Genomic DNA, 14,890 nt, shown 5'->3' with positions numbered 1-14,890 from the left:
TTTGAAAAGCCGCACGCTTTTTGTCGCAAACGGTTGGCATTTTGAAAATCTACCGTTAACCTGATAGCGGATTTCACTCCTGTAATCACAATGGAACTTCGTCATGTTTGAGAACATTACCGCCGCTCCTGCCGACCCAATTCTGGGCCTGGCCGATCTGTTTCGTGCCGATGACCGCCCTGGCAAAATCAACCTGGGTATTGGTGTATATAAAGATGAAACCGGCAAGACTCCGGTACTGACCAGCGTTAAAAAAGCTGAGCAGTATCTGCTGGAAAACGAAACCACCAAAAACTACCTCGGTATTGATGGTATCCCTGAATTTGGTCGTTGCACTCAGGAACTGCTGTTCGGAAAAGGCAACGCGATCGTGACCGATAAGCGTGCCCGCACTGCGCAGACCCCTGGCGGTACTGGCGCGCTGCGTGTTGCGGCGGATTTCCTGGCAAAAAATACCTCTGTTAAACGTGTGTGGGTTAGCAATCCAAGCTGGCCGAACCACAAAAGCGTGTTTAACTCTGCGGGTCTGGAAGTGTGTGAATACGCTTACTACGACGCAGCAAAACACGCTCTCGACTTCGATGGCCTGCTGGCCAGCCTGAGCGAAGCACAAGCTGGAGACGTGGTGCTGTTCCACGGCTGCTGCCATAACCCAACGGGTATCGATCCTACGCTGGAACAGTGGGAACAACTGGCTAAACTGTCCGTTGAAAAAGGTTGGCTGCCGCTGTTCGACTTCGCATACCAGGGCTTTGCCCGTGGTCTGGAAGAAGATGCTGAAGGCCTGCGTGCCTTCGCTGCTGTGCATCAGGAATTGATTGTTGCAAGCTCCTACTCCAAGAACTTCGGCCTGTACAACGAGCGTGTAGGTGCATGTACGCTGGTTGCCGCTGATGAGCAAACTGTTGATCGCGCATTCAGCCAGATGAAGTCTGTGATCCGCGCTAACTACTCTAACCCACCAGCGCACGGTGCATCGGTGGTCGCGACCATCCTGAGCAACGACGCCCTGCGTGCAATCTGGGAACAAGAGCTGAACGATATGCGCCAGCGCATCCAGCGTATGCGTCTGCTGTTTGTGAACACCCTGGCTGAGAAAGGCGCTGACCGCGACTTCAGCTTTATTATCAAACAGAACGGCATGTTCTCTTTCAGCGGCCTGACCAAAGAACAGGTTCTGCGTCTGCGTGAAGAGTTTGGCGTTTACGCGGTGGCTTCAGGCCGTGTTAACGTTGCCGGCATGACACCAGACAACATGGCGCCGCTGTGCGAAGCGATTGTCGCTGTGCTGTAACAATCCGTCGGGTGATGTTTTCACGCACCCGACCAATAAAAAAGCCTGCATCATGCAGGCTTTTTTTATTTAATCTGGCTTACCAGACAGGCATTTCATCCTGGAGGAACGGGTTGTGTATACGCTCGTAACCCAGCGTCGACATCGGGCCATGTCCAGGAATAAACGTCACATCATCGCCCAGCGGCAATAATTTCTGTTTAATCGACTGAATCAACTGACCGTGGTCACCGCGCGGGAAGTCGCTGCGTCCTACGCCACCTTTGAAAATCACATCACCGGAAATCAGCAAACGCGATTTATCATCAAAGAAGACGATATGACCTGGCGTATGCCCAGGACAATGCAACACCTGTAAAGTCACATTCCCTACGGTAACGCTCTCCCCTTCGTTCAGGTAAGCGTCGGGTGTCAGAGGTTGACACTCATCAAGGCCAAACATGCGGCTTTGGGCAGGTAACCCTTGCAGCCAGAACTCATCTTCTTTTTCCGGGCCAATCACCGGCACACCGTAGTGTTGCGCCAGCTCCGCCGCAGCCCCCACATGATCAAGATGACCATGGGTCAGCAAAATCTGCATCAGCGTCACACCCGACGCTGCGACTTCTTGCTTGATTTTCTCGGCGTCACCACCGGGATCGACAAGCGCGGCCAGTTTGGTTTGCTCACACCAGATTAATGAACAGTTCTGGGAGAACGCGGTAACCGGAATAATACGATAGTTCATACTGCTCCTGTATTTCGTTATTACCAGTGCCGAACGGGCCCGGTATCAATATGCACAAAGTTGCTGCTGGGGTAATATCCTACACCACCTGCACGCATAGATAACGCAGCTTTGCGAATATTGGCTAACGAAACGCCTTCAATATGAAAATCCATCGCCTGTCCTTTAGTGTGATAGCTTTTTTTGGCTACCCCACGGCTACGGGCGCGCAATTCATTGTTGGTATCAAGAGAGCGATAACCGGAAACGAGTTGCACAGGCTTGCTGGTTCCGAGCAGGCCCTGGAGGCGGAAAAGCTGATCAAATAATCCAGGATCGATGGCTTTTATTTTATTCGCGCGGAAATCACGGAAAAAATGGTTTAGTTTTGCTAATTCATCCTGAATATAGCCTCTGCCATCGAAAAATTCCGCTTTAAGCGACTCACCAGTATGCAGATTGTTGAGCGTTAAAATACGCGGACGAGGTGTCGAGAGGGTGGCAAATGCTGGCGTAGGCAAGATGGCCGCTGCGCCAAGCGCAACACCACCTAACGCCAGCAGTTTGCGGCGATTAGCGTCAAATTTGTCCATGATAATCAGGTCTACAGGTCAATGTTTATCGTATATATGCTTAGCGCACGAAGGGCACCTTAACTGGCAAAACAACCTACGTCAAGGCGCCCAACCCCAGTAAACACGCGGCTTACAGCCATATTGCCACGCATTCACCATAACTTACGACAATCAATTTTCCCGAACTACTTCATTTACCTGATTAATTGTTCAGCTTTTGGCAAAATTTGTGCGCCCGATCGCGCAGTGAGATCGTAATTGTAAATATCTGTACGATACTGGGTACGCCCATCTTCGCCAACAAACGCGGTCAGATAGTAAAGATTAACCGGAATATTGTGTCGAATATTAACGTAGCGTGTATCTCCTTGTTTCAGCGCATCGGATATCCGCGTATCGTTCCAGCCCGCATCCTGCAACAGCATATTCGCAAGTTCAGAGGCTTTATTGACGCGAACGCAACCAGAGCTGAGCGCGCGGGTATCTTTCTGGAACAGGTTGTGGTTTGGCGTGTCGTGCAGATAAATCGCTTCCGAACTTGGCATGTTGAATTTGTAACGCCCAAGCGAATTATGCGCGCCAGGTGCCTGCTGGAAACGGAACGGCAGGTTAGACGCCGTAATGGTTGACCAGTCAACCATGTAAGGGTCAATCGCCTCTTTGCTGTTCCAGCCGCGCATTACGGTATAACCATGACGTTCCAGATAGCCTGGGTCATTCCACAATTTGGGCAGGATATCCTTACGGGCAAGCGTTGGCGGTACATTCCACGGCGGGTTAACCACGACGTTATTCAGGGCGCTGCTCATCATTGGCGTTTTACGGTCCGGGCGACCCACAATCACGCGGGAAGCCAGCACTTCGCTGCCGTTCTGGTAATAGACCAGCGAGTACGCCGGAATATTCACCATAATGCCAGTCGATAATGTGCCTGGCAGCAAGCGCAGACGCTGGATATTCAGCGCCAGCACGCCTGCTCGCTGTGCCGGGGTGACATTCAGCCAGTCGCGCGTTGATTGCCCAATAACACCGTCTGCACCCAGCCCTTGTGCGGCCTGGAATTGCTTAACGGCAGCCACCAGCTCGCGGTCGTAGGCAGCCGGTTTATCACTGATGACCTGCACGTTTTTCACTTTTGCAGGTGCGGACGGGCTTACGACTACGCTCTGTGGGTCATCTCCGGGTAAAGCGATTTTTGGCCCGCCCTCCAGAATACCGGAACGTCGAAGAATTTCGCGCAAGGCTGGCACATCACTGCTCCACTGCCCCGGCCGCAATGAGCCTGCGCCACGTAGCTGCGGCCACGGACGGGTATCAGACACCAGCGTAAGCAACGACTGATGCATAGGGGCATACTGTGGATGTGCCGGAGCCAGGCTTGCAATAAAGCCCGGCAAATTGCCGTTATCCAGCGACAATTGCCACTGGTTAATCACCGATAAAGCGGGGGTTGCCAACTTGTAAGGCTTGTCGCTGTAGAGCCAGCGATTACCATTGACCGGAATTCCGGCGACAAACTGGAGGTAGCCCATCATGGCGTCTGACAGCACGATGTCACGCGCCTGGCCGGTCACAGACGGATCGGTCAGCAGTTCAACCCAGGCGGTAAATTGTGGCTGGAAACCGGCGATAGCAACCTCTGCCAGCTGTTGCTGGAAAGCACGAACCGCATCGCGATTGTCCCACATGGGCTTCATATCGCGTGCAGCATAGAGAAGCGTCAGTTGGTTGAGATACGCAGGTTGGTAACCAGAAGGCAGCCCCGTCAGAAGCTGTTGCTGGAGTGATTCAATGTTTATGCCTTCTGGCAGCGGCTTAATACCGGCCATGATCGCCGTCGCCGGAGATTGCTCCAGCGGCTGAGACAACGACGTTGGCTGCACGCCTGTCGTTGCAGAGCTGTCAGTCGGCACAATTTCAGGCTCATCAGCCTGAGCGCTAAACAGTGGAGCAAACATCACTGCCAGGCACAAACTCAGTGCAGACAGCTGACGACCACGAATTTTCTTTAGCAACATCCCTTGCCCCCTGTTTTCTTACGACATGCCCATCACGTTGGGGCTTTTCTTCATTATAGGAAGGCTAAAACAGTGTTGCCTTACCTTATGTAAAGAAGTTTAAAGATAACGCAGCCGTAAGCACAAGTTAAGTGAATAAAAAAAGCGGCGCTTCTGCGCCGCCCTTTGTAACAAAACGCGTTATGACGCGTCAGCCGTTCCTGGCAACGACTCCGGCGGCTGTGGCGCAAAACCACGCAACCCGACCACGTGTACGTGTTCGCTGTTCTGGAACACTTTACGCACCAGCTTATAGGTTGTGCCTTTTTCCGGGCTGATGTTCTCAGGTGCTGCAATGATGAGCTGCATATCCAGACGATCGCAAAGCTCAAACAGCGTGGCAATAGAACGGGCATCAAGACGCGCGGCTTCATCAAGGAACAGCAGACGACATGGAGAGATATCTTTGCCGCGCAGACGACGCGCTTCATCCTCCCAGCTCTGAACAACCATCACCAGAATCGACATACCTGTACCGATAGCTTCACCGGTAGAGAGTGCGCCAGATTCCGCACGCAACCAGCCGTCTGAACCACGGTTAACCTCAACTTCCATTTCCAGGTAGTTACGGTAATCCAGCAGCTCTTCACCGATGGTTTGCGGGGTACGTTGACCCATATCGATCTGCGGATTCAGGCGCTGATACAGCTTCGCCAGTGCTTCTGAGAAGGTCAGGCGGTTGCTGTTGAACAGATCCTGATGCTGCTCGTGCTGTTCAGACAATACATCCAGCAGCGTGGAGTGGGCTTCACGTACGTTCACGTTCAGGCGCACGCTGTTCACCTGGCCAAAGGATACGCTTTGCAGCCCCTGGTTCAGCTGACGAATACGGTTCTGCTCGCGCTGGATAGTCTTACGAATAATGTTCGCCACACTGCGGGAACTGATCGCCAGCTTCTGCTCACGTGAAGTCAGCTCTTCCGTCAAACGGCCCAGCTCGATTTCCATCTGTTCAATGGCTTCAACCGGATCGTCAGTACGGATGATATCCTGACGGATACGCTCGCGCAGATGCTGGTAAACCGCAACAAAGAACTGAATTTTACGCTCAGGGCGTTTTGGATCTTCCGACATACGCAGCACATCGCGCAGGTGTTCGTTATCCGCCACCGCCAGACGCAGGGCACCCAATGCCTTATCCGACATAGAGCGCAGTTCGTCAGCAGAAAGATAAGCCAGCTCACGACGGTGCAGACGACGTTCAACGTTATTGTCTTTCACCATACGCATCACCGCGCACCAGCCCGCCTTCGCAGTCACCACCTGTTCACGCATCTCAAAGTAATCACGCTCCAGCTTACGCAGACGACGGGTCAGGTTATCCATCTCGGCTTCGCAGAAGGTCAATGCTTTTTCCAGCTGATTACGACGCGCGCGGTTGTTGCTGAGCTGGCCATGCAGCTCGTCACGGCGAATGCGCGCGCGCTCTTCGGCGCCGCTGTCAGCACGCACGCCAATATCCTGGAGCTCTTTATGCAGGTCGTTTAACAGCTCTTTCTTGGTGTCGAACGAGCTTTTCAGCGAGGCCATGACCTGGCTGTACTGGCTGAGCTGCGCGGCGTGGCTACGCAACGCCTCACGCGCGCGGGTACGCTCTGCTTCGGCGTGTTCAAGACGCTGGCGCAGTTTCTCGTTAAGATCGCTGTTGCCGCTCAGCATTTCTGCTGAATCGGAGTAGCCAAAGTGAGCACGACGCTGAACGACTTCGGTCAGCGCAAATGCCTGCTGACGCGCTTCGCGTTGCACCTGCTGAGACCAGGCGTAATCTTCTTTTAACTGTTCAAACTGTTCAGGGTCGCTCTGCAATACCGAGACGACAGGCTCCAGCTTCGCCAGCTGGTTTCCATGCTGCTGCACAAAGCGCGCAGCTTCCTGTGCTTCGTCCAGGCGTTCCTGAATTTCATCCACACGGTCAGCAAGGGTGTCGTCTGCCAGCAGGTTCAGGCGCGGCAGAATGCGGTTCAGCGCGGCAACGCCCTCTTTCGCCTGCTCAAATTGTGCACGACTCTGCTGGTTATCACTTTCATGATTGCCAATGGCACGCTCCAGCTCGCCACGACGCGTGCTGAGCTTGCGAATTTCGGCTTCCGGGTCAGCGTCAAAAGCAACGGCCAAATGGCTACCGATAAAGCGGCTGAACGCCTGGTGCAGACGCTGCGTTTTCTGTACGTCAAACGACAGGGTTGCAAAACGTTCAGAAAGCGTTTCACGCTCGGCGTGCAGGCTTTCGATGCGGTTTTCACGCGCTGCGCGGCCAAACAATGGCAGTTCAGGGAAGCGGGAATAACGCCACTGGCGGTCAGCGATTTTCACCACTACCGCTTTTTCCAGCTCATCAACGCTGAACACGCTGTCATCGAACGACTGCGGATCCCCTTCGATCAGATAGAGATCTTCCGGGCAATCTTCCAGGCCGGCGAGCTGATCGGCAATCAGCGACAGATCCGGGACAACAATCGCATTACGTGACGGGCCATACAGCGCGGAGAAGTAAGGCGCGTCATCCAGACCCACATCGTCGTAAATCTCAGACAACAACACGCCGCCAAAACGCTCTGCCAGGGTATTCAGGCGTGCATCTTCCGCACCACCCGGCTGACTTAAACGTTCGATTTCGTCGTCAACATCACGCTTGCGTGCGCCGACTTCATCACGCTCAACAATCGCCTCGCGCTCGCGCTCCAGCAGTTGTTGCAGATATTCGGTGACTTCCTGACCGGAGGCAAACTCTTCACCGCACTGCTCGCTAAGCTGACTCAGGCTACTTTGCGCCGCAAGCCAGACTGGTGCACGCTGCAACAGCGTCTGTGAGCGGGACTGAAGTTGTTCCATCTCCTGGCGCAGCGTCATGCGCTGTTCGCTCGCGCTGGATACGGTGTCGGAAAGCGCGGCAATACGTGCTTCCAGCTCCTGATGCAGCGTCTCGAGAGAGTCAATATCGTAATTTTTGCCCTGACGCTTGCAGAAATCGGCCAGCAGACGCTCGGCTTCCTGTTGTTCGCGCAGGCGTTGTTCCAGTTCGTTCAGACGCATCCGTAGCGGCTGAACCTGCTCAGCCAGATGGCGTTGATTCACGCCGTCGCGCAGCAATTCGCGGGCAACGTCCCAGGCTTCGTTACGCGCCAGCGGGCCGTTAATTGCCACAACCAGTTGATACGCCTGCTCAAACTGGCTATGCGCCGTCTGAGCCACACTCATTTTCTGATCGAGAGACAGCAGTTTTTCGGTCGCTTCCTGCTCTTTCGCCTGGAAGGTATCCAGCCATTCGTCAGCGCTGTCCGGCGTTAAGTCTGGCAGATGGCACAGCTCTTTCGCACGTTGTAACGCCTGCAATGCCTGGGTGTACTGAATTGCACGTGTCTGCTGAACATCCAGCGCCTGCTGGTAATCGGCAAGTTGGCTTTTCAGCTCATCCACTTCCAGTTCAGCAGCTTCGGCGCGGGCTTCGTTTTCTTCCTGCATGTCGGCGGCTTCGGCCACCACTTCATTTTGCTCTTCGAGACGGATTTGCAGCTCATCGAGATCCGCTTCGTAGCGCTCGATTTTTTCCTGCTGACGCAGCGCAGTCTGCACCAGGTTCAGGTGATCGCTGGCTGCCTGATAATCGGCCTCCAGGTCCCCTTCCGCACCATTGTGCTCGCCCAGCTCACGCGCCATTTCAACGTGTTTGTACTGCTCTGCCACCAGCTGTTTGCGGGAAGTGAACAGTTCGCGACGATACTCAAGCGCCTGGTCGAGATGCACGCGCCGCTCGTTAGCATGACGCATGTAATCTGCGGCCACGTAGTTGGTGGCTTCGCTGATCAGATGTTTAAACAGGTCACGATCGGACTGAGTAACGCGAATGGCTTCCAGCGTCATGCGGTTTTCACGCAAGGCCGCTTCCATATCCTGGAAGGCTTTACGCACGCCGCTGTTTTCCGGCAACAGGTAGTCGCGCAGGGAGCGGGTAATGGCGCTGGAAATACCGCCGTACAGCGAGGCTTCGATCAGACGGTAATATTTACTACGGTCAGACGCAGTGCGCAGACGACGAGCCACCACGCCCAGGTCGAACATTAGCGAGTGGTAATCGGTAATGGAGTTGAACTGCTTGAACTGCACGCCTTCGATAGTTTCGAGCTTATCTTTTAGCTCTTGCAGCGTCAGCACGCGAGCCTGGCGTTCGTTCAGTGTTTCCGTCAGCAGCGCGGTCGGCTGCACAGACGTTGGCAGCCCCTGGATCGCAAAAGGTTTGATATCCACTTTACGGTCGCGCCCGGCGACCTGCTGTAAACGCACACCCACAACGACACGCTGGTGTCGGGAGTTAATGACGTCCAGCACGGAATAACAGACACCAGCTTTCAACTTACCGTGCAGGCCTTTATCACGGGAGCCGCTTGTTGCCCCTGCTTCGGTGGTATTACGGAAGTGCAGCAGCGTTAAATCCGGGATAAGCGCTGTGACAAACGCCGCCATGGTCGTGGATTTACCCGCACCGTTACCGCCGGAGAGCGTCGTAACCAGCTCATCCAGATCGAAGGTTCGGGCAAAGAAGCCGTTCCAGTTAATCAGCGTTAGTGAGCGAAATTTACCGCGTTCAATCATTACTCTTCCTCCCCGCTATCCGCCTGGTTCTCTTCATGCTCTTCATTGAGCTGCAATTGGTTTTCCACCGGCATCGCTTCACCATCACGGATCATGCGCAGCTGCGCTTCACGGGCATCATCGCCCGCACGTACATCTGCGCCAAAGCGGAAGACGGATTCGGTGATGCGGAACTTGCTGCTGTCATGGCCCATAAACCAGACCATACCCAGACGACGCAAGCGGTTCAGGGAAGAGCGAACTTTTTCCTGTAATTTCTGGCGATCGAGATCCGACCCTGTAGAGCGGTTATTCACCAGCTTGAGCAGTTTGCTTTCATCTGCCAACGACAGCAGCTCGTCGTAAAGCTCCTGCTGGGTAAAGATCCCTTCATTTGCCAGACGTTCCGGGCTGAGATAGAGATAGCAAAGAATTTTACCGACCATCATGTCCAGCTCAGAAAGCACTGAGCGGGGAATAAGCGTTGTAGAGCGCGGACGCAGGTAGAAAAAACCCTCCGGCGCACGGATAAGTTCAACGTTATAGCGCGCGTAAAACTCTTCCAGGTACTCCTGGAAATCCATCAAAAAGGCGTGATTATCCAGCTCGTCAAGGCCAATGTGACGACCGGCACGCAGCTGGCTGTCCAGCGCCGGAAACAACGGATTCGCCAGCGCCTGTGCCAGCTTAACTGGCATCACTTGTTCAATATTTGTCAATGACATGCGCCTGTACCTTGGCTCCGTAATCGTTAATCGGCTGCCATTTCGGCGGCAGGCCGGTGAAATCTGCTTGTGCTACGCCCAGGCGAACCGCCTGATCGACAACAATACGTGCAATATCGAAATGGCGCGCACGTGGATATTGCGCCAGATAGTCGCGCACCACGAGCCCGAGATCCAGCGGCACTTGTCTGGTTTTGTAGACCGCGAGCTGCTCTTCGATCATCGCTGCAAGTTGTTCGCGAATTTCGTTGAATTCTTCGTATTCGAGATCCGGTGGCAGTTCCCCTGTCACCTCTTCATCACGCAGCGCCATCTCTTCGTCACGCATATCGAGCAGACGATCGGCATTGGCGTAAGTCAGCGCCCATGGTGCATCAAAATAGGTTTGCACCGACTGACGCAGACGCTGGGCAAAGACGCGGTTTTTATCCATATCGATCGCGGTACGGATAAATTTATGCACGTGACGATCGTAGCCAATCCACAAGTCAATAGACTGCTGGCCCCAGCTGATAATACGGTCGAGTTTGCTTTGCAGATCAAAGACCAGACGATCGACAAAATGCAGATCGTCGTGCGCCAGCGTTGCATCCTGAATGCGCAGCAGGTTGGCCTGAAGCTTATCGCCTGCCGCTTCCAGCGTATCCTGCAATTCACGCAGCGTACCGGACGTTTCTGACAGCAAAAGTTCACAACTGGAAATCGCCGCGCGCCAGTCTTTATTCAGCAGTTGACCGATATCGTCTTTCACCTGCTGCTGTTGTTCGTCCATCAGACGCTGGGTCAGGTCGATACTGTCGAAAATTTCCGCCACCGAATATTTCAATGGCGCATAGACGTTGCGGTGCCAGTGGAACTCATCGCCGTTTTCATCCGCCGCATCAGCGGCACGCTTAAGTTCGCCTGCCACGATGGACAGCTGCATAGAAAGGCGCAGCGTGGAGAATTCGCGCTGGCGGATATAGTAATCGGTGATGCCAATGCCCAGTGGCGTCAGACGATAAATGGCGTTTCCTTCCGCCTGCTCGCTGGTAAAGCGGTTCAGCAGACGTTGACGCACCATATCGTTGATCGCGTTGTTGGCACGCACGCTAATGGTTTCGCTGGTTTGCTCAAACGCATCACTGACATGGCGGAACGCATCCACCAGTTCACCCTCGCTCATTTCTCCATCCAGACGCTCGCCGTTCAGCGTAGCAACCGCCAGCAGGAAAGAGAGACGGTCTACCGGCAGCGTGATGGAGAAATCATTTTTCCTGGCCCAGGCAACCAGTTCGGGGACTGTCTGGGAAAATTCACTCATAGATTATCCTTGCTCTGCGGCTTGCGCGCGGTGACGTGAATGTAGCGGCCAAGGCTCAGGTAAGGCTCCTGGCGGCAATACCGCGTTTCTATTTCTGTTAAGGCATCTAAGCAGTCATGCTGTTTTTGTTTATCACGCAGATAATCATGAAACACCCTCACGCCTGTTTTACCGGTGATCTCCCAGCCGATCTCCTCCAGCCAGCCGTAAACCTGCTGCGGTTCGCGCGGGAAATCCGGTGAAAGCGTGCGCCGTTTCTTTTTATACATACCCTGCTGCACGTAGCCAAAATTGCCCACCAATACGTTACGCATCAGCAGGCCATTTGCATTGTAGAACATCAGCGATAACGCACCGCCAGGGCACAGCATCGACCACAGCGTTTTTAAGACCGCTTGCGGTTCGGCCACCCATTCGAGCACAGCATGAAACAATATCAGATCAACCTGAGTTTCCAAATGCTGCGGGATGTCCTGAGCGGCGCAATGTATAAAATGCATGTTGTCGCTCACACCTTTCTCTTCTGCCGCACGTTGTGCTCGCGCAACCATCTCTGCAGACAAATCGCAAAGCGTGACGTGATGGCCCCGCTGAGCCATCAGTATGGCAGTCTGACCTTCCCCGCCACCGGCATCCAGCACGCGCAACTTGCGGTCACCGAAATCAGCGAGCAGCTTGTCCAGATCCTGCCAGAGGATCGTCTGCCGTAGCTGACCTTTGGTGGTGCCATAAATGTTGCGCGAAAACTTTTCCGCGATGTCATCAAAATTGCGATCCCGCATTGGGAGAGTTCCACTCGCTAACAGCAAAACCGCTATTTTGTCATACCCGGGCGGAGAATGAACCTCTCTGGTGTAAGATCACAGGTAATCGCCTGCTGTATGGTCAAAAAAGGAACCAAAAAGGATGCTTTTTACCCTGAAAAAATACATTGGGGGCATGATGCTTCCCCTTCCTCTGCTGCTGATGCTTATCGCACTGGGCCTGGCGCTGGTGTGGTTTAGTCGCTTTCAGAAAAGTGGCAAATCGCTCATTACGCTCGGCTGGCTGGCGTTGCTGTTGTTAAGCCTGCAACCCGTCGCAGATAGCTTATTGCGCCCGATTGAAAATAAGTACCCGACCTGGCAGGGAAATCAGAAAATCGGATTTATCGTGGTGCTGGGTGGCGGTTACACCTGGGATCCGCAGTGGGCGCCAAGTTCAAACCTGATCAATAACAGCCTTCCCCGGCTAAATGAAGGTATACGCCTGTGGCTGGCGAATCCGGGGGCCAAGATCATCTTCACCGGGGCGGCGGCAAAAACGAATCCGGTCAGCACGGCAGAAGCTGGCGCCAGAGTCGCTGAATCGCTGGGCGTGCCGCGTTCATCTATCATCACACTGGACAGTCCAAAAGACACGGAAGAAGAGGCTGCCGCGGTGAAACAGGCCATTGGCGATGCGCCGTTCTTACTGGTGACATCTGCGTCGCACCTGCCCAGGGCGATGATTTTCTTCGAAAAACAGGGTTTACACCCGCTGCCGGCACCCGCTAACCAGATGGCTATCTCTGCGCCTCTTAACCCGTGGGAACGGGCGATCCCGTCCCCGGTATGGTTGATGCACAGCGATCGCGTGGGCTACGAGACGCTCGGGCGCATCTGGCAGTGGCTGAAAGGCTCATCAGGCGAGCCAGGGCAGGAGTGATTTGGTCGCGAGATCGAAGTTAGCGCGATTAAATCGCCCGGTATTAACCAGTTGCGCCACTTCATCCCATAACAGATAGAGCCAGCGCCGCCAGATAAATGCCTCAGCAACTGGCGCGCGTTGCAGGTAATGCCACAGTAACCCTTCAGCGAAAGCGCTGTCGTTTAGCCTGAACAGCTCGAACTCACGCGGTGCCCAGAGCATGACCCCCGGCCCAACCATCGCCAGTAGCTGATCGCTGCGGGAGTCTTTTAACATACTGCGCAGGGTAAAATTGCCATGGATCAGCACACAGTTGTCGTTAAACCCTTCAAACAAAGCCGGTAAGCACTCGCGGGTGCGAAACAGGATGCGTTTATCCTGCATGGTCAGACCGGTATTGCTGTACTGATTAAGCGTACCCCATAACACTTCAACCCGCTGGCGATACCAGAGAGGCCACAGATTTTCCTGTGTGCTATCGACGGCGCCCACCAGACCACGGCTGTCCTGCCGATGCCATGCGAGCAGAGCTTCGACAATCTGATCTTTCAGCTGTTCCCAGCGTTCCGGCGTACGTGCAGGGGCTTCAACGGACACCCCGCGTAACCGTTCAATCAGCAGTACATCCGGGCCGGGGTGTTCTTCGTGCGTCATTACGCCGTATACCGTTGGCATCCGCACCGTTCCTTCTCGTGCCAGCATCGACATTTTCCAGGCCAGCTGTCTGGCGACACCCGGCGAGGTAAAACTTCTGGCCATCAGCGGCATTGGGTTTCCCTGACTGTCATACAATGCCCATAGCGCGGTGTCTGCCTTCTCATTCACGCACTCAACCCGGCTTAATTTTTCGCCAAGCAGATGGCTAAGTTCGGCACGCAGCTGTTCCATATGAGATTACCCCCATCAAGACTACTGCTTTTATAATGAGCGTGGTGGCGACGGTTGTCACCCGAATGAGATCAATTATGGGAAAGAAAAAGGAGAAAAGCCCAGGCGGTTAAACATCCCCCCAGGCGAGGGGATGCTGAGAGATTAACGCAGCTCTGCGCGAACGCGTTCGAGATCTTCTGGGGTATCAACCCCTGTGCCAGGGACTTCCTGAGCAACGGCAACATGGATCTTCTCGCCGTACCACAGCACGCGAAGCTGTTCGAGCATTTCGATATGTTCCAGCGGGCCTGGCGCCCAGGTCACATAGCGGCGGATAAAGCCTGCGCGGTAGCCGTAAATCCCCAGATGGCGCAAGAAGGTATCGCCAATTGTCTCTTTCGACGCCGCAAAGCGATCGCGATCCCACGGGATCGTCGCCCGGGAGAAATAGAGGGCATAGCCTTCTGCGTCCATCACCACTTTCACCGCATTCGGGTTGAACGCTTCTTCAGCGTGGTGAATAGGCACCGCAAGCGTGGCCATTCCCACCTTACGCTGGGCCAGATTTTCTGCAACCTGGCGGATAATTACCGCCGGGATCATCGGCTCATCGCCCTGCACATTTACAATGACAGTATCGTCACTGAAGCCGCATTTTTCGACCACTTCAGCCAGACGCTCTGTACCGGACTGGTGATCGACACGGGTCATGCACACTTCGCCACCCGCTGCTTCTACAGCCCGGGCGACATCAGGGTGATCGGTTGCCACGATAACACGATCGGCACCCGATTCGCGGGCGCGATCGAGGACATGCACAATCATCGGCTTGCCGTTGATATCCACCAGCGGTTTACCTGGCAGGCGCGTTGAAGCATAGCGCGCAGGAATAATGACAACAAAACTCATGGTTTGCTCTCTTCTGCCACCAGTGAACGGGCTTCGTTTTCCAGCAGAACCGGAATACCGTCACGCAGAGGGAAAGCCAGGCTGTCCAGTTTGCAAATCAGTTCTTGTTTATCCTGGCTGTAGTACAGTTTGCCGTTGCACACCGGGCAGGCAATAATTTCAAGTAAACGGTGATCCATAGTTCCTCCGTATGGGTAATCCCTAAAGCTTAACA

Annotated in this window: 12 protein-coding genes; 2 read left to right on the top strand and 10 right to left on the bottom strand. The window is 54.3% G+C overall.

What is annotated here, in order from left to right; translation table 11 throughout:
• Positions 1-103: 103 nt before the first annotated feature.
• Positions 104-1,294, top strand: coding sequence for an amino acid aminotransferase (locus HV107_RS18245; RefSeq protein ID WP_182060250.1), 1,191 nt, complete (start codon positions 104-106; stop codon positions 1,292-1,294).
• Positions 1,295-1,373: 79 nt separating this feature from the next.
• On the opposite strand, the gene HV107_RS18240 is transcribed toward HV107_RS18245, so the two are convergent.
• The 7 genes from HV107_RS18240 to cmoM form a co-directional block, all read right to left on the bottom strand.
• The gene (locus HV107_RS18240) at positions 1,374-2,021 is read right to left on the bottom strand and encodes an MBL fold metallo-hydrolase (protein ID WP_182060249.1); all 648 of its coding nucleotides are present in this window, start codon (positions 2,019-2,021) and stop codon (positions 1,374-1,376) included.
• 20 nt (positions 2,022-2,041) lie between these two features.
• The gene (locus tag HV107_RS18235) at positions 2,042-2,593 is read right to left on the bottom strand and encodes a YcbK family protein (protein WP_182060248.1); all 552 of its coding nucleotides are present in this window, start codon (positions 2,591-2,593) and stop codon (positions 2,042-2,044) included.
• Between the two features lie 176 nt (positions 2,594-2,769).
• A complete protein-coding gene (ldtD, locus tag HV107_RS18230) occupies positions 2,770-4,593 on the bottom strand; it encodes a L,D-transpeptidase (RefSeq protein WP_182060247.1) in 1,824 nt (607 codons plus the stop codon).
• A 180-nt stretch (positions 4,594-4,773) separates the two neighbouring features.
• Positions 4,774-9,222, bottom strand: coding sequence for a chromosome partition protein MukB (gene mukB, locus HV107_RS18225; protein ID WP_182060246.1), 4,449 nt, complete (start codon positions 9,220-9,222; stop codon positions 4,774-4,776).
• Complete coding sequence (gene mukE / locus HV107_RS18220; protein ID WP_014069595.1) at positions 9,222-9,926, bottom strand: chromosome partition protein MukE; 705 nt, start codon at positions 9,924-9,926, stop codon at positions 9,222-9,224. The genes mukB and mukE overlap by 1 nt, the downstream gene beginning before the upstream one ends.
• On the bottom strand, positions 9,907-11,229 hold the full coding sequence (mukF, locus tag HV107_RS18215) for a chromosome partition protein MukF (RefSeq protein ID WP_182060245.1): 1,323 nt from the start codon (positions 11,227-11,229) through the stop codon (positions 9,907-9,909). Before mukF ends, mukE begins: the two co-directional genes overlap by 20 nt.
• Positions 11,226-12,011: a tRNA uridine 5-oxyacetic acid(34) methyltransferase CmoM gene (gene cmoM, locus HV107_RS18210; protein ID WP_014069593.1), complete on the bottom strand. Its 786-nt coding sequence runs from the start codon at positions 12,009-12,011 to the stop codon at positions 11,226-11,228. The genes mukF and cmoM overlap by 4 nt, the downstream gene beginning before the upstream one ends.
• A 124-nt stretch (positions 12,012-12,135) precedes the next feature.
• On the opposite strand from cmoM, the gene elyC reads away from it, so the two are divergent.
• Positions 12,136-12,915: an envelope biogenesis factor ElyC gene (gene elyC / locus HV107_RS18205; RefSeq protein WP_182060244.1), complete on the top strand. Its 780-nt coding sequence runs from the start codon at positions 12,136-12,138 to the stop codon at positions 12,913-12,915.
• Here elyC and HV107_RS18200 read toward each other — a convergent pair.
• The 3 genes from HV107_RS18200 to ycaR form a co-directional block, all read right to left on the bottom strand.
• Complete coding sequence (locus HV107_RS18200; protein WP_182060243.1) at positions 12,892-13,785, bottom strand: YcbJ family phosphotransferase; 894 nt, start codon at positions 13,783-13,785, stop codon at positions 12,892-12,894. The genes elyC and HV107_RS18200 overlap by 24 nt on opposite strands.
• Before the next feature lie 144 nt (positions 13,786-13,929).
• Entirely contained in the window at positions 13,930-14,676 is a 747-nt protein-coding gene (kdsB, locus tag HV107_RS18195) for a 3-deoxy-manno-octulosonate cytidylyltransferase (protein ID WP_182060242.1), read from the bottom strand.
• A complete protein-coding gene (gene ycaR, locus HV107_RS18190) occupies positions 14,673-14,855 on the bottom strand; it encodes a protein YcaR (RefSeq protein ID WP_006174474.1) in 183 nt (60 codons plus the stop codon). The genes kdsB and ycaR overlap by 4 nt, the downstream gene beginning before the upstream one ends.
• Between the last annotated feature and the right edge of the window lie 35 nt (positions 14,856-14,890).

Source organism: Enterobacter sp. RHBSTW-00175 (assembly GCF_013927005.1).
Taxonomy (GTDB): domain Bacteria; phylum Pseudomonadota; class Gammaproteobacteria; order Enterobacterales; family Enterobacteriaceae; genus Enterobacter.
The sequence above is the reverse complement of the archived record's forward strand: the minus strand, read 5'-3'. Positions and strand labels throughout refer to the sequence as shown.

What these genes read in the sequence shown, in the direction of transcription:
- HV107_RS18245 (WP_182060250.1), top strand. Translation starts at nt 104, where the DNA reads ATGTTTGAGAACATTACCGCCGCTCCTGCCGACCCAATTCTGGGCCTG.
- HV107_RS18240 (WP_182060249.1), bottom strand. Translation starts at nt 2,021, where the DNA reads ATGAACTATCGTATTATTCCGGTTACCGCGTTCTCCCAGAACTGTTCA.
- HV107_RS18235 (WP_182060248.1), bottom strand. Translation starts at nt 2,593, where the DNA reads ATGGACAAATTTGACGCTAATCGCCGCAAACTGCTGGCGTTAGGTGGT.
- ldtD (WP_182060247.1), bottom strand. Translation starts at nt 4,593, where the DNA reads ATGTTGCTAAAGAAAATTCGTGGTCGTCAGCTGTCTGCACTGAGTTTG.
- mukB (WP_182060246.1), bottom strand. Translation starts at nt 9,222, where the DNA reads ATGATTGAACGCGGTAAATTTCGCTCACTAACGCTGATTAACTGGAAC.
- mukE (WP_014069595.1), bottom strand. Translation starts at nt 9,926, where the DNA reads ATGTCATTGACAAATATTGAACAAGTGATGCCAGTTAAGCTGGCACAG.
- mukF (WP_182060245.1), bottom strand. Translation starts at nt 11,229, where the DNA reads ATGAGTGAATTTTCCCAGACAGTCCCCGAACTGGTTGCCTGGGCCAGG.
- cmoM (WP_014069593.1), bottom strand. Translation starts at nt 12,011, where the DNA reads ATGCGGGATCGCAATTTTGATGACATCGCGGAAAAGTTTTCGCGCAAC.
- elyC (WP_182060244.1), top strand. Translation starts at nt 12,136, where the DNA reads ATGCTTTTTACCCTGAAAAAATACATTGGGGGCATGATGCTTCCCCTT.
- HV107_RS18200 (WP_182060243.1), bottom strand. Translation starts at nt 13,785, where the DNA reads ATGGAACAGCTGCGTGCCGAACTTAGCCATCTGCTTGGCGAAAAATTA.
- kdsB (WP_182060242.1), bottom strand. Translation starts at nt 14,676, where the DNA reads ATGAGTTTTGTTGTCATTATTCCTGCGCGCTATGCTTCAACGCGCCTG.
- ycaR (WP_006174474.1), bottom strand. Translation starts at nt 14,855, where the DNA reads ATGGATCACCGTTTACTTGAAATTATTGCCTGCCCGGTGTGCAACGGC.